The organism is Mucilaginibacter glaciei, from assembly GCF_014773245.1.
GTDB classification, from domain to species: Bacteria; Bacteroidota; Bacteroidia; order Sphingobacteriales; family Sphingobacteriaceae; genus Mucilaginibacter; species Mucilaginibacter glaciei.
This window is the reverse complement of record NZ_JACWMX010000006.1, coordinates 43,533-58,872: the sequence shown is the minus strand read 5'-3', so window position 1 is coordinate 58,872 and position 15,340 is coordinate 43,533. Positions and strand designations below refer to the sequence as shown.

At 44.3% G+C, this 15,340-nt stretch carries 13 protein-coding genes; 9 read left to right on the top strand and 4 right to left on the bottom strand.

The window, feature by feature from the left end; translation table 11 throughout:
• The first annotated feature begins 1 nt into the window (after window position 1).
• Together IDJ76_RS14870 and IDJ76_RS14865 are read left to right on the top strand one after the other, a co-directional pair.
• Window positions 2-901: an AraC family transcriptional regulator gene (locus IDJ76_RS14870; RefSeq protein ID WP_191164137.1), complete on the top strand. Its 900-nt coding sequence runs from the start codon at window positions 2-4 to the stop codon at window positions 899-901.
• 51 nt (window positions 902-952) lie between these two features.
• On the top strand, window positions 953-1,678 hold the full coding sequence (locus IDJ76_RS14865) for an SDR family NAD(P)-dependent oxidoreductase (protein ID WP_191164136.1): 726 nt from the start codon (window positions 953-955) through the stop codon (window positions 1,676-1,678).
• A 126-nt stretch (window positions 1,679-1,804) separates the two neighbouring features.
• On the opposite strand, the gene IDJ76_RS14860 is transcribed toward IDJ76_RS14865, so the two are convergent.
• Complete coding sequence (locus IDJ76_RS14860; protein WP_191164135.1) at window positions 1,805-3,187, bottom strand: alpha-L-fucosidase; 1,383 nt, start codon at window positions 3,185-3,187, stop codon at window positions 1,805-1,807.
• Between the two features lie 313 nt (window positions 3,188-3,500).
• Between IDJ76_RS14860 and IDJ76_RS14855 the strand changes: the two genes are divergently transcribed.
• From IDJ76_RS14855 to IDJ76_RS14845, 3 genes are all read left to right on the top strand, one after another.
• Window positions 3,501-4,304: a GH12 family glycosyl hydrolase domain-containing protein gene (locus IDJ76_RS14855; RefSeq protein WP_191164134.1), complete on the top strand. Its 804-nt coding sequence runs from the start codon at window positions 3,501-3,503 to the stop codon at window positions 4,302-4,304.
• A gap of 218 nt (window positions 4,305-4,522) precedes the next feature.
• On the top strand, window positions 4,523-4,960 hold the full coding sequence (locus tag IDJ76_RS14850; RefSeq protein WP_191164133.1) for a MerC domain-containing protein: 438 nt from the start codon (window positions 4,523-4,525) through the stop codon (window positions 4,958-4,960).
• Window positions 4,961-4,975: 15 nt separating this feature from the next.
• Window positions 4,976-5,425: a Fur family transcriptional regulator gene (locus tag IDJ76_RS14845; RefSeq protein ID WP_191164132.1), complete on the top strand. Its 450-nt coding sequence runs from the start codon at window positions 4,976-4,978 to the stop codon at window positions 5,423-5,425.
• Here IDJ76_RS14845 and IDJ76_RS14840 read toward each other — a convergent pair.
• On the bottom strand, window positions 5,422-6,126 hold the full coding sequence (locus IDJ76_RS14840; RefSeq protein ID WP_191164131.1) for an NUDIX hydrolase: 705 nt from the start codon (window positions 6,124-6,126) through the stop codon (window positions 5,422-5,424). The genes IDJ76_RS14845 and IDJ76_RS14840 overlap by 4 nt on opposite strands.
• A gap of 126 nt (window positions 6,127-6,252) precedes the next feature.
• On the opposite strand from IDJ76_RS14840, the gene pfkA reads away from it, so the two are divergent.
• From pfkA to IDJ76_RS14820, 4 genes are all read left to right on the top strand, one after another.
• Entirely contained in the window at window positions 6,253-7,239 is a 987-nt protein-coding gene (pfkA, locus tag IDJ76_RS14835) for a 6-phosphofructokinase (RefSeq protein ID WP_191164130.1), read from the top strand.
• Window positions 7,240-8,088, top strand: a complete 849-nt coding sequence (locus IDJ76_RS14830; protein WP_191164129.1) for a hypothetical protein — start codon at window positions 7,240-7,242, stop codon at window positions 8,086-8,088.
• Between the two features lie 6 nt (window positions 8,089-8,094).
• Window positions 8,095-9,090: a type I glyceraldehyde-3-phosphate dehydrogenase gene (gap, locus tag IDJ76_RS14825; protein ID WP_191164128.1), complete on the top strand. Its 996-nt coding sequence runs from the start codon at window positions 8,095-8,097 to the stop codon at window positions 9,088-9,090.
• Between the two features lie 153 nt (window positions 9,091-9,243).
• Entirely contained in the window at window positions 9,244-10,575 is a 1,332-nt protein-coding gene (locus IDJ76_RS14820; RefSeq protein WP_191164127.1) for a zinc dependent phospholipase C family protein, read from the top strand.
• Here the strand turns inward: IDJ76_RS14820 and IDJ76_RS21160 are convergent.
• Both IDJ76_RS21160 and IDJ76_RS14810 read right to left on the bottom strand, forming a co-directional pair.
• The gene (locus tag IDJ76_RS21160) at window positions 10,531-11,292 is read right to left on the bottom strand and encodes a 4'-phosphopantetheinyl transferase family protein (protein WP_191164126.1); all 762 of its coding nucleotides are present in this window, start codon (window positions 11,290-11,292) and stop codon (window positions 10,531-10,533) included. The genes IDJ76_RS14820 and IDJ76_RS21160 overlap by 45 nt on opposite strands.
• Window positions 11,292-15,338, bottom strand: a complete 4,047-nt coding sequence (locus IDJ76_RS14810) for a non-ribosomal peptide synthetase (protein ID WP_191164125.1) — start codon at window positions 15,336-15,338, stop codon at window positions 11,292-11,294. The genes IDJ76_RS21160 and IDJ76_RS14810 overlap by 1 nt, the downstream gene beginning before the upstream one ends.
• Window positions 15,339-15,340: the final 2 nt, after the last annotated feature.

The window sequence follows — 15,340 nt, the reverse complement described above, 5'->3', positions numbered from 1 at the left end:
TATGCCCACGCTAACATCAACCGAAAAAGCAATACTCCCGATTTACCCGTTGATCCAATATAACAGTACTAAACCGTCGATGATCGAGGTGAGGGAATCTGACGGGCAGGATATTACATTGGACCCGGGTTTTTTAGAATCCCACCGCAAGGATTTCTACTTGTTTGTTTTAGTAGAGGAAGGCGCAAGCAGGCACTGGGTTGATTTTGTGTTATACAACACTAAACCAGGACATTTTTATTTCTCTAATCCGCAGCAGGTAATTTTAAAGGAAGAGATAAAGCCTACAAAAGGGTTTGTTACCTGCTTTACCGAAGAATTTTTGATGCTGGAAGAGAACCGGATGCTGCGCCAGCTGCCCGTTATCCAAAACCCGGCAGGTGCACATGAATTGGTTTTGACTGCAGCTGATGCCGCCTACCTGAAAGATGTGATGGGTAAAATGGCAGCTGAATTTAAAAGCGATGAAACCTGGCACAACCAGATGCTTACATCATGGTTGCGTGTGCTGGTGATTTACCTGAGCAGGTTATACACCGAACAATTTGGTGAAGAAATGATCACACAAAACCATTGCTTGTTAAAAAGCTTTCAACAATTAATTGGTGGGCAGTATGCCGATACGCATGATGTTGCCGCATACGCCCGTCAGTTAAATATCAGCCCCGGTTATTTAAACGATGTGATCAAGCAACAGAGCGGTAAAACTGCCATCAGCCATATCCATAACCGCTTAATAGTTGAGGCTAAGCGACGGTTGCTGCATACCGAACTATCTGTAAAACAAATAGCGGACGAGTTGGGGTTTGACGACGCTGCCTACTTTAACCGTTTCTTCAAAAGACTGGTTAACTGCACCCCGGCTGCTTACCGCCTGCAAATCCGCGAAATGTACAGTTAATGCCATGCTTTGTGCAGCTATTTAGAGCGGCTTACGCCATACCTTTGATCTATGAAAAAACAAACCGTATTAATAACCGGTGCCAATAAAGGTATTGGACTGGAAAGTGCCCGGCAATTGCTAAATGCAGGCTGCCATGTGTTTTTAGGATGTCGGGATAAAGTGCGCGGCGATAAGGCTGTCGCGGAATTAAAGGCCGAGGGCCTGGCTGATGTGGAATTGCTGCTAATAGATGTAGTGAGCGAAGAGTCTGTACAAAAGGCTTACGATGAATTGGCCGGAAGGATCGAATATCTGGATGTATTGATCAACAATGCCGGCATCCCCGGTGATTTCCCGCAGATGGCGAGCAATACGCCTGATCAAATTTTTAAAGCTGTTTTTGAGGTAAACCTTTTCGGTGTTGCCCGTACCGTACGGATCTTTGTGCCGCTGATGCACAACTCGCCGAACCCGCGCATCGTCAATGTAACTTCTGATCTTGGTTCGCTTACCCTGCATAACGACCCGAGCTGGGAGCATTACCAGGTGAAAAGTTCGGTGTATGGTCCTTCAAAATCAGCGTTGAATGCCTACACAGTAGCTTTAGCGTACGAATTAAAAGATAAGTTTAAAGTGAACATGATCAACCCCGGCTACACCAACACCGAATTTAATAATAACCAGGGCCCTAAACCGGTAGAGGATGGCGCTAAACCAATTGTTGAGTACGCTATGTTAGATGCCGATGGCCCGACAGGTAAGTATATGAGCGACTATGGCGAATCGCCCTGGTAGTTGTACATTCAAATGTCATTGCGAGGAGCGCATGCGACGCGGCAATCTCATAATATGCTTAGCGGTTATGCATTAGCTAAGAGATTGCCGCGCTATCGTTCGCAATGACATGGATTTTAAACCCTTTTACCTCCGCTCGTTATACACCCCAAACTCCGCTATCGAAACTTGTTTGGCGGCCTTATCTATCCATACACGTACTTTGTTACCGTAAACACGGTTAAAGCGGTTGATCTTAAAGCGGGTTTCATTACTTACCTGGGCTATCGGTTTCCAAACGCCATTTTGCAAGTACTCTAAATGATAACTGCTAATGTTAGGTTTCGACTCGGTTAGGGTTACGGCATTAAAATCCTGGTCCTTACCAAAATCAATCTCGTACCAGGGTTTATCAACCGCCGGGTTACTCACCCACGAGGTGGTAAAATCATCGTCATTGGCGAAATCCATAATTTCAGAATCATCGCTCCAACTCGAATTTGCCATTTTGCCTTTAGCCAGGTTGGTAGATATGATAGGCTCGCCGGTAGGGGCAAGCTTTGGTGCCGGGTCGTCGTTTTTCCACAGCTCACCAATTTGCTTAAGTGCGGCAAGGGCGTTATCATCAATTAACCCATCACGGTTAGGTGCAACGTTCAGGATAAAATTACAATCAACCTTATTTAGCGGGATAATATTTTCGCTTACCATTTTGGCGGCATCCTTAACGGGTGTAGTTGGGAAGCTGGTTTTCCAGAACCAGTTTGCCTGGATAGGCAGGCAAGCCAGGGCCGGCATGCGGTTGGCACCTTTATCTATACGCTGGCCGGCTCCCATCTCATAAGTTTTTATATCGCTGTAATACAAACCTTCGGCAGGGTATTTGGCGCCATTAAGGTCCATCAAAACACACTCCGGCTGGATAGATTTAACCAGGCGGTACACATCTTCAAAAGGTATATCATCATATGAGATCCGTGACCACGGTGCATCCCAGCCGTCAATTATAATCGCCTCTATTTTACCATAGTTGGTGAGCAATTCTGTTAATTGTGCCTTCACCATTTCAAAATGTTTTTTGGTGATAGCGTTAGGGCGCAGGCGATGGTGCGTATCGAGTATCGAATAGTAAAGCATAACCTTTAACCCTTGCGCGCGAAAAGCAGCGGCAAATTCTTTCACCACATCCCGCTTTAACGGGCTGTTCATTACATTATAATCCGTGGTTTTGGTATCCCAGATGCAAAAGCCACTGTGGTGTTTAGTGGTCAAGCAGCCGTAGGTCATATTAGCAGATTTTGCCGCCTTTGCCCATTGTGTGGGGTTCAATTTCTTGGGGTTGAATATAGCCGGCGATGCATCAGGATCCGGCCAATCGGCATTCATATAGGTGGGGATGTTATAATGAATAAACATACCGAATTTAAGGTCGACAAAGTTTTGCTGAAGCTCGGTCAGTGATTTTGTTTGTGCAGATGCCGAAAACAAACAGATTAATAAAAGTGTGCAGGTAAATAGTAGGTTCTTCATAAATAGCAGTTGTAACTGAAGTTAAATACGAGCTAAACTTACGGCTTCTGCCATCTAATCGCTAAAGATTTTTTATTTAATATATCGAATTGATTTCGTTAGCACATTTTGCGGCTTCTATGATATTTCCCCGGCTGTTTTAACTGTAATCGTGGTGGCTGTCTTTGTAGTTAAATGTGCAATCGCTCTACCGATAATTATTTCGCCTGAAATAAACATTTGAACCCCTAAGTATAAACATTTAACGTTGTGTTTATGCCCAACTTTACGTCAATGCCATAAGGCACAAACCTGTTATTAACCAATTATTATTATGAAAAAGAATTTAGCCTTTTTAGCCCTTGGGTTAACCTCATTAATGTTTTTTGCATCCTGCAAGAAAGACAGCACCAATGCCAATCCGGAAACGCTTACCGGAGGCGCTCCGGCATCGGCCGATTTACAATTGGCCACGACCGCATCTTATGTATACAGCAGCAACAATAACTTTGCTTCTTATACAGACAATGGCAGTTACGGGGTGTATAACGATGCTTGGGGTACAGGTACCGATCATACACAAACACTTAATGTTTGGAGCACCACCCATTGGAATGTAGTGACCAACCAGCCTACCGGCGGCAATGCTGTAAAAACTTATCCGCATAGCACCAGGCAGGTAAATAAGTTAATCGGATCATTAAACACTTGTACCAGCAGCTTTAATTATACCGTTCCTTCATCGTGGACGGGCGATAGGGCTTATGACGTATGGGCGGGTAGCAGCGATAAATACGAGATTATGATTTGGATGGGACGCGATAACAACTTTAACCCCCTTGCTGATGCCTACAACGGTAGCGGCGCGGTACCATCTTATACTAATGTAAATGTGGGTGGGCATACCTATAACGTTTACCATAAATATTGGGCAAACACTGGCAAGTACGTATTCTCTTTTGTCCGCACAGCTAATACCAGCTCGGGAACGGTTAACATTAAAGATGTATTGAATTGGATCCGCAATACGCCGAAATGGATGGGAAATGAAAACGTAAACCGTATCGAGTTTGGCTTCGAAATAGGATCTGGCAGCGGCACCTGGACAATGAACAGTTTTTCTGCTACGGTAAACTAATCTGCAACACAGCCTCGTCCGCCATCATCACGGCGGCAACCGCTCATTCAATTAAGCCCTATACTTTTTGTATAGGGCTTTTTTGTGTGTGGGGTAAATTAAGGCAAGCCTAATAAACTCATTGCAACTTTGTTGATTTAATGTAAGAATTTATAATGATACCCTCCTGTTTTAATTTACAAATGAAATATTGTTGCATTTACTATATATTTGCGGCGATGAAATTATTAAAACTGGATAATATCGGGATGACGGCTTCTACACTTTGTGCTATCCATTGCGCAGCGGTGCCGGTTTTCTTTACCAGTTTGCCTATTCTGGGCCTCGGCTTTTTGGCTAATCCCTGGGTAGAGTGGTCGATGATAACTCTGGCGCTGATCATTGGGATATCGGCCATTGGCGGCTCTTATTTCAAATCGCACCGCAGGCCTTTGCCTTTGATGTTATTAGTTATTGGCTTTGCCACCATTATATTGGGCCACATTTTTATCAGGGGCTGGTTAGAAGCCATTGTTGTACCCATTGGGGGCTTTACCATTGCGGTTGCCCACTTCTTTAACTATAAATACGCGGGTACCTGCCCATCGGGAGATAGCTTTTTGCATGTAAAGCATTCGCACCCACACCCGCATAATCATGATAATATAGCCGCTTAACCTTATATTTACAGCATGGCATCAGTGAAAAACAATTACCAATTTGAGGATCTGCTGGATAAGCATCAGCTCAAAAAAACGGCTCCGCGGTTAAGGGTATTGTCAATGATGTACTCCAAAAATACGGCTACATCGCAACCCGACCTGGAAAGCGTGATGAATGATATCGATCGTGTTACACTTTACCGTATCCTGAATGTGTTTGAAGAGAAGGGCATTATCCATAAGGTTTTTGATTTAAATGGCACGGCCAATTACGCGGTTTGCCATTCGGATTGCGGGGCCAACCATCACCACGATGAGCATTTGCATTTTAATTGCACAGGTTGCAAAAACGTTTACTGTTTAAATGAACTTACCTTGCCGGCCATTACGCTCCCCGCAGGTTTTAGAGCCGAAGATTTCACGCTTTATGCGTCGGGTTTATGCCCTAGGTGCGATAAAAAAAATCCTGCAAGGGCTTAAACGCCCGCTTTATCTGCTATCAGATCATTCTGGAAGATCTTGGTGTATTTCCTTCTGTCGAACTTGTACAATTTAGCTGCGCGGTACGATACCCCCTTTTGCTTCTCGTCAAGTTCTTTCAGAAAACCGTAGCTCAGCATCTTTTTACGGAAGTTCCTTTTATCCAATTTCTTGTTCATCACTGCTTCATACAGCGATTGCAACTGCGTAAGGGTGAATTTCTCGGGCAGCAACTCAAACGCTATCGGCTGGTAATTTAAACGGCGTTTTATTTTGTTAAATCCTGTGGTAAAGATCTCGCTGTGGTCAAATGCCAGTTTAGGCAAATCATTAACCGGATGCCAGAATGCGCTTTTAGCATACTGGGTTACCGGCTTTACTTCTTTTTGGCCATTAATACGTATCAGCGCGTAATAGGCAACGGTAATTACCCGGCCCTGCGGGTGGCGGTTAACCTCGCCAAAGGTATGAAACTGCTGCATATGCAGGTCGCGCAGGCCGGTCAGTTCATAAAGTATCCGCTCTGCGGCATTGTCAATACTTTCGTCTTGCTCTACAATGTAGCCGGGCAAAGCCAGCCAATCTTTAAAAGGTTCTTCGTTACGCTCAATAAGCAATATCTTAAGCTCGCCGGCCTCAAATCCAAATATTACACAGTCAATGGAGAATACTGAGTCAAATGTAGGTAACTTTACTTCCAAGAGTTGATAGATTATATAATTCTTTAAATATATACCGTTAAATCTATATCCAAAAAAAAATAAATAAATTTAATGGTGTAAATCTGACACACTATATTCGTGCCTACAAATCTACTTCGCGTAAAGATGCATAAAATTTCAAAAATAGCAGTTCTTACTTCAGGTGGCGATGCACCCGGCATGAACCCATGCATCCGCGCGGTAGTACGTACGGGCATATATAACGGTTTAGAAGTTGTGGGTGTTCGCCAGGGTTACCAGGGGCTTATTGACAATAATATGTACGATATGAGCACCCGCTCGGTAAGTAACATACTAAACCTGGGCGGTACCATACTCAAAACAGCACGTTGTTTACCTTTCAGGAGCGACGAAGGTATGGAGTTAGCTTACCAGAACTTAAAATCACAGGGAATTGATGGCATTGTAGTGATTGGCGGCGACGGCACTTTTACCGGTGCTTTGCGTTTCTCTAAAAAATATCCTGACATTTCTGTACTGGGCGTACCGGGTACTATTGATAACGATCTTTACGGATCAACCTACACACTTGGGTTTGACACCGCTACGAACACCGTTATCGAAGCGATCGATAAGATCCGCGATACGGCCGATGCGCACGATCGTTTGTTTTTCATCGAAGTAATGGGGCGTGATTCGGGGGCGATAGCCTTACGCGCAGGTATCTCTTGCGGTGCCGAAGCTATTTTACTCCCAGAACGCGCTACGGCTATAGAGCATTTAATTGAGAATTTAAAGGCAGGGCAATACAACAAAAAGTCATCAAGCATTGTAATTGTTGCCGAAGGCGATAAAAGCGGCGGTGTGTATGATGTGGCCGAAGCGGTAAAAAAACAGGTTAAGTTTTACGATATAAAAGTTACTATATTAGGCCACCTGCAGCGTGGGGGCAGCCCATCGGCATTTGACAGGATACTGGGCAGCCGCCTGGGTTTTGCAGCCGTAAACGCGCTGATTGCAGGTAAAACACAAATGATGGTAGGGCTCGAAGCCAACCATATAAAATTGACAAGCCTGGAAGAGGCGCTCAATCATCACCAATTTAAGTTAGAGGATGATTTGATGCAGATGTCAGAAATATTGTCAATATAAATGATTGCAGTTGTATATAGTGGATCAAATAATGCGGGTTGGCGGCTGTCTTTTAAAGGCCGTACGGTAGCCTCGTTTAATACAAACGCTATTAATCCCTATTTTAACGACGAAAAATACATTACCCAGATCCTTAATAAAAACATCAATCTTATCCACCATGCCGAAGAGATCAGGCGCATCTATTTTTATGGTGCGGGCGCTTCATCTGATGATTTGCAACAGGTTATTCATAATGCATTTTCCGGTTTCTTTAAATTCGCCAAAGTGACTGTAGGGCATGACATTGAGGCAGCCGCTATTGCTTGCTGCAAAAATAACCCCGGTATAGTGAGCATCTGTGCAAGCGGCTCAAACGCGGCCTGGTACGATGGTAAAAAAGTAACCCCTAATAATTTTGGTTTGGGTTACATCCTCGCCGATGAAGGTAGCGGTAACTGGCTTGGCCGACAGCTGATTAAGAGTTTTATGAGCGAAACCATGCCGCTTAACCTGCGCAAAAAATTTGAGGGGCGTTATGATGCCGACCGCAAAACCCTATTAGAAAAAGTTTACCGCCAAAAACAACCTGCTTTGTTTCTTAGTTCGTTCAGTGATTTTTACCTGGACAATAGAGATGATGTTTACCTTCAAACCATAATTAAAACCGGCTTTGGTAAGCTTATTGATACCTGTATATTACCATTGCAAAAGCAACACCCGGATATGCCCGTGCATTTTGCAGGGTCGGTGGCATTTAATTTTCAGGATTGCCTGCAGGAGAATGCCGAAAGTGCTGGTGTTAAAATAGCGGGGATAATCAAAGAACCTATAAATAACTTACTATCATATTATTCTAATAAAAATTAAAAAATCATGAAAATAGGAATTAACGGCTTTGGCCGTATTGGCCGTTTAGCTTTCAGGGCTGCAATTGAAAGAGAAGGCGTTGAAGTTGTTGGTATTAATGACCTTGTTGAGCCGGATTATATGGCTTACATGTTAAAGTACGATTCAACTCACGGTCCGTTTAAGGGCACTATTGCTGTTGAAGGCGGTCATCTGGTTGTAAACGGTAAAACTATCCGCGTTACTGCCGAAAAAGATCCTGCTAACCTTAAATGGGGTGAAATAGGTGCCGAAGTAATCATCGAATCTACCGGTTTATTTTTGACGTTAGATACTGCCCAAAAACATATTGATGCCGGTGCAAAGAAGGTTGTAATGAGCGCGCCTGCGAAGGATGATACCCCTACATTTGTAATGGGTGTTAATCACAAAGAGTTAAAGGCCGAGCAAACTATCGTTTCTAACGCATCTTGTACTACCAACTGTTTAGCTCCAATCGCTAAAGTGTTGAATGATAACTTCGGTATCGAAGAAGGTTTAATGAGTACTGTACATGCGGTTACTGCAACTCAAAAAACGGTTGATAGCCCGTCTGCAAAAGACTGGAGAGGTGGCCGTGGTGCTTATCAAAACATCATCCCTTCATCAACAGGCGCTGCTAAGGCGGTAACTTTGGTTATCCCTGAGTTGAAAGGCAAATTAACTGGTATGTCTTTCCGCGTGCCGGTTGCCGATGTATCCGTTGTAGACTTAACTGTTAAACTGAAAAAAGGTGCTTCTTATGAAACCATTAAAAAAGCAATGAAAGATGCTTCTGAAGGTGAATTAAAAGGTATTTTAGGTTACACCGAAGATGATGTAGTATCTGAAGATTTTAAAGGCGACCCACGCACATCAATTTTTGATGCTAAAGCGGGTATTGCTTTGAATGACAACTTTGTGAAAGTTGTATCATGGTACGATAACGAGTGGGGTTACTCAAACAAACTGATTGACCTTGTTCAGGAAATTGGTAAATTGTAATTTCAAATACCCTTTTTATATTTGCAGAGCCTCCCGAAACCCGGGAGGCTTTGCTATTTAATGTAGCTTTTTCGTAACATTTTTAAAGGTGTTTATGTAATTTCAAACTTTAACTTTATCATTAGGTTATATCCTAAATTTCTACAGAATTCGATGCAAACGAGCGTTAATTATATTTTCAGATCTATAGTTCTTACAACTTTATTTTTATTTGCAGGCCTTACATCAAACGCCTATTCAATATTAGCGCACGAGGCTATTATAGATGCTTCCTGGAAACAGGTAACCATCCCTTTACTCAAACAAAAATATCCGGATGCTACGCGTGAGGACCTGCTGCTGGCACATTCTTTTGCTTATGGCGGCAGTATTGTAGCAGATATGGGTTACATGCCTTTTGGCAACGCCATTTTTACCGATTTGGTGCACTACGTTCGTAGTGGAGATTTTGTAGAGGCCCTTATAAAGGATGCAAGTAATTTAAACGAATATGCTTTTGCGTTGGGTGCTATGTCGCACTATATGGCCGATAAATACGGCCATTCCATGTCTACGAACTTAAATGTGCCGATCATCTACCCCGAGTTAAAGAAAAAGTTCGGCAATGTAGTTACCTATAACGACGACCACAGTTCGCACAGCCGCATGGAGTTCACCTATGATGTTTTGCAAATTGGCCAGGGCAATTATACATCAGAAGGGTATCATGATTTTATTGGTTTTAATATATCTGTACCGGTTTTGGAACGGGCTTTTTATGAAACCTATGGGTTACAATTGGGCTCGATATTTTCAAATATCAATGGCGATATCAACACCATGCGCTGGGGGGTACGTAATTTATTCCCCCTGTTAACCAAATCGGCCTATAAATCAAATCAAAGCGAAATAGAAAAACTGCACCCTGGTATGACGGCAAAAAAGTTTAAGTATCGCTTAAGTAAGCGTTCATACAATCTGGAGTTTGGCAAAGAACACAAGCAGTCAAAATTCTTTGCCCGCGCTGCCGTTTTTTTAATTAGCATACTGCCTAAAGTTGGCCCGCTTAAGAATCTGAAATTTGTATCGCCGGGCAATGAGGGTTTAAAGCTATTTGCACAAGGATTTATAGCCATATCACAAAACTACCAAGCCGCTCTTGCAGATGTTGGGCAACCGGGCTTTCAATTACCTGATATTGACTTTGATACCGGTAAGCCAACCCATTTAGGCGAGTATCCGCTGGCGGACAATACCTATTCTAAATTATTAGAAAAGCTAAATAAACAGAATTACAAAAACATCACCCCGGATTTAAAAAACAACATCGTTAATTATTTTAACCATGCAGATACGGCTAAGCTAATACTAACAGACCACCCCGAGCGTTGGGCAAAAACAAGTGTTTTTTTAAAGCAGATCAAAAATATTACACCCATGCCGCAGGATACGCTGATTTCTTTAGTAAAAGATAATCCCACTAAAATCGATCCTCCAAAATTGTAACCGGGCGGCATTACCTTCAACTGTGATGCTACCAATATAATTATCTGCCAAGTTGAAGGTTTGGGTTACCCAGTCGGCGTTATTTCCTACAAGTGAAGGGTGGATACCATGTACGCCATCTAAAGCCGGTGTCATCTGTAAGTGCTCACCTAAACCTTGCCCCGTTGCTTTTAATAACGCCTCTTTACGAGTCCACAATTGGTAAAAACGTTTTGTTTTATCCCGTTCGTTGATGTACGATATTTCTTCACTGCTAAAATGCTCGGGCAAGATATCGTCAAAGTGGAACTCAGCGTCGACATATTCAAGATCGGAACCCACATGTAGTTGAGATACTGCTATCAGGATCCAATCACCGGAGTGGGAAACATTAAACTGTAATTGGCTGCCGGCTGGCGTAGCGATGTAAGGTTTTTTGTTTTCGCCCAGGGCAAACTCCATCCGTGCAGCATCTGTGTTTAGGTATTTGGCCAGGATAACCCGCTGCGCCCCACGGCTTATTACAAACCGGTCGCGGTCGCATTGTTGCAGGTACTTGCTACCCCTCTGTTTTTCCGATTGATTGAGCAGAGCGGAAAAATTGTGCAACAGTTCCAGATTTTCGCCAATGCGGATCTGCCAGACGTGTACTTCGTTTTCAGTAAGGGGCGGTGTAACAGGGTGGGCAACCTGCCATAGCACGTCGCCTAAAAAAGTATTATAAACCTTACCGGTCACTACCTGGATTTTTTATTGGCCATCGCATTCAGCCGTTCCTGTAGTATCTCCGCGAAGATCTTATCGTTAGGTGCCTTAAATATCGAGTTATGCTCGCCCGGTATGCGATGAACGTTTACACCTTTTAGCGCGTAAGGTTTCCAGCCCATGTATTCGAAATCATCCAGGTAAAAGGAATGCGTCTCTGCCCTGAAAAGTTCTACCTCTATATTATAAGGCTGGATGCGGTAGTGCATCTGGGCAATATCGTTCATCTCGTCAATCTTATTCGAGTAGCCAAAAAAGCCAATCTGTTCATCTTCCTGTTTGCCAGCCTTTAATTTCCATAATATGCGGGTGGCTATCCGTTGTAAAGATCTGCCGCGGCGTTCGATAGTTTTTTGGAAACCCTCTTTAAACGTAAGCGAATACCATAAACGCCGGGCTACATACATACCGCGTTTGTAATACTGCACCAATGGCGAATCATAAAACGGCGTACGGTAAGCGTAAGTATCAAACATGGCCAGCATCTGCACCTCCAGGTTTAAAGCTTCCATCTGGCGGGCCATTTCAAAGGCTATGATACCACCAAATGAGAACCCGGCCAGTGCATAGGGGCCATTTGGGTTTTGCACCCTTATCGACGAGATGTAGTGCGCTGCAATATCTTCGATCCGGTTAAGCGGTTCATCAACACCGTTCAACCCTTTTGCCTGCATGCCATAAACAGGCTGGTCGGGGTCCATGTGCATGGCCAGCGTGTTAAATAACAACACATTTAAACCGGCCCCATGAACAATATAGATAGGCGTTTTACTGCCTTTAGGCTTAATAGGCACTAAGGAATCCCAAGTTACCGATTTACCATCCATTTGCAGGGTAAGCGACAGCTTTTCGATAGTAGAATTCTCAAAAAGTATAGCCAGCGGTAAACGCCTGCCGGTTTCTTTTTCAATATTGGCCATCACCTTCACAGCAATGAGCGAGTGGCCGCCCAACTCAAAAAAGTTGTCGTAAATACCAATTTTGTCGATACCCAGGTGCTTTTTCCAAATATCGGCCACCATGGTTTCCACATCGGTACGCGGTGCAGTGTACTGGTTAACACTTTCAGTAGGGATCGCGCCGGTTTGAGCAAGTGCTTTTTTATCAACCTTACCATTGGGGGTAAGCGGCATCTCAAAAACCTGGATAAAGTTGTCAGGCACCATGTAGTCGGGCACGCTGCCCCGTAACAAGTTCCGCCAAAAATTAATGCACTCGTTAAAGTCGTGGCCTTTGGTATCGTCGGTTAAAGCAATGTAAGCTACCAACTTATCTACGCCGTTACTATCCGGACGGGCTAATACTACAACCTGTTTTATATCAGGGTCTTTGGCCAGGTTAAACTCAATTTCGCCGGTTTCAATCCGGTAACCGCGAATTTTCACCTGAGCATCTATCCGCGAGATATAATTGAGTTCGCCGTTAGGGGTAAAGGTAGCCAAATCGCCGGTGCGGTACATTTTAGCATTAGGCTGGTTGCCAAATATGTCTATTACAAACTTTTCTTTAGTTAGATCGGGTTGATTTAAGTAGCCTTTACCCACGCCGTCGCCGCTAATGTAAAGTTCGCCTGCTGCACCGGGAGCCATCGGGTTCATAAACTTGTCCAATACATACACACCGGTGTTGGCTATAGGTTTACCAATGCTAATACTTTTATCCCCGGCTTTAATCTCCTTTAAAGTAGACCAGATGGTAGTTTCGGTAGGGCCGTAAACATTCCATAATGATGAAGCCCTGCCAAGTATCCGGGTAGCCAGGTCCATCGGCAACGCCTCGCCACCGCATATCACCTTTATCCGCTCCTGTTCCCAGCCCGACTCCAGCATAATTCGCCAGGTATACGGCGTCGCCTGCATTACGGTAATGTTTTCCTGTTTGATGATATCCAGCAGGGCGTAACCATCTTTAGCCTGTGCCGGGTCGGCTATGACTATTTGCGCGCCGGTTATCAGCGGTAAAAACAACTCCAGCCCGGCTATATCAAAACTGATGGTAGTTACTGCCAAAAGCTTATCGGCGGCGGTCATCCCCGGTTCTTTTTGCATGCTGTACAAAAAGTTGACTACGTTATAATGCGCTATTTGAACACCCTTAGGCATCCCGGTAGAGCCGGAGGTGTAGAGGATATAAATCAGATCATCGCCCGAAACGCTTACCTCGGGGTCGGTAACGGGGTACTGATCTAAAGTTGGCAGTACATCCTCCAACAGGATTTCTTTAGCATTAGACTGATACTGGCCCTTATATTTTTGTGATGTTAACAGCACCACAGCGGCCGAATCGGCCAGCATATAATTGATACGGTTTAGCGGAAAAGCAGGATCGAGCGGGATATAAACCGCCCCCGATTTGATGATCGCCAGTAAAGCCACAACTAACTCGGCATATCGGTCTAAAGAAATACCCACTTTGTCGCCCGGCTTAACACCACTACTGATGAGCAAGGCGGCAAGTTGGTTTGCCTTTTCATTCAGTTGTTTATATGTAAGTTCATCCTGATGGAATTTAATGGCAATGCTACCCGGATTTTTCCCTGCAACTTCGCTGATGATCTGGTGCAGTGGCTTACCTTTCGGATAATCAGCTTTTGTATTATTCCAGGTTTTTAATTTCTCAAAAAGTTCTGCCGAGTGCATTAACGGTAATTTGCCAATCAGTGTTTCGGGCGCTTTTACCAGTTCATGCAGCAAGTGTTTAAACTCGCCCATCATCCGGGCAATGGTGGCCGCCTCAAATAGTTGGCTGTTGTACGACCATTCAAGCGTTAAGGGTCCTTTATTATCGGTAATATTCAGGAAGATCTCGAAAGTTTCGTACTCGCGCGCGTTGTTAATGTATTGGTGCTGTAAGCCCTTGAAGCTTACACCCTCATCCATCCCTATATCTATATTAAAAACGACCGGCACTAAGGGCAACCTAGAGGCATCCCTGGGGATGTTCAGGTTTTTAAGTAACGTACCAAATGTATATTGCTGATTATCATAAGCATCGAGCACCTGGCTCTTGCGAACTTTTAGGTAATCTATAAATGGCTTTTCGCCATCGGGCTGGCTGCGTAAGGCTAGTAAATTTACGCAATGCCCAACCAGGCCATAGTTGCCCATAGCCGATTGCCCTGCGGCAGGCAGGCCAATAATGATCTCTTCCTGTCCCGTAATTTGCTGCAGAAAGATCTCGAAGGCCGTCATCAGCGTAGTAACAAAGCTGGCGCCTGCCTTGCGGCCCATTTTTTTAATCTCGTCAACAAACGGGGCATCCAATCCAAAATCGGCACGCTGGCTTTTAAAGTTACGCAAGGCCGGCCTCGGGTTATCTACCGGTACGTTCAGTAAATGGTTGCTGCCTTTAAAACTGTTTAACCAGTAAGCTTCGGCAGCTTTATATTCTGCTTCTTCGGACAGTTTACTTTCTTCTAAGGCATACTCACTAAAGGCCGGGGCAGGGGGCAGGATGGGTTGCGTACCGATGGCATATGCCGTGTAAAGTTTGCTCAGATCTTGCAGCATTACACCTATCGACCAGCCGTCGCAAACAATATGGTGGGCCAGCAGCGTAACGTAATGCTCTTGCCCGCTTAATTTTAAGATCGACGTTTTAAATAGCGGGCCATTCACCAGGTCCATAGGTGTGATGGCGTTTTGGCGGGCAAAGTTTTTGATGAACAGTTTATTCTGATCAGCATTATACGCCGTCAGGTCATGGTAACCGATGCTGATCTCCGGGTTATGGTACACGCAAATTTGCTTACCATCGGCACTGAAAACCGACCGTAAGGCCTCATGCCGGTCACTTAAGGCCTGCAAAGCCTTCAGCATAGCAGGCTTATCAAAAGGCCCGTTAAGTTGTAACGATACCGATTCATTATAAGCACAGTTTGCATCGCTGCCGCCAATAAGGCACGACGTCCAGATCTCTACCTGCGATTCGGTGGCCGGGGCAACCAAACTAATCCCCGGACCTGCAAACGGATCGAATTCGACGGAGCTTAACTCGTAATTTAAACTATTGCTATCCAAAA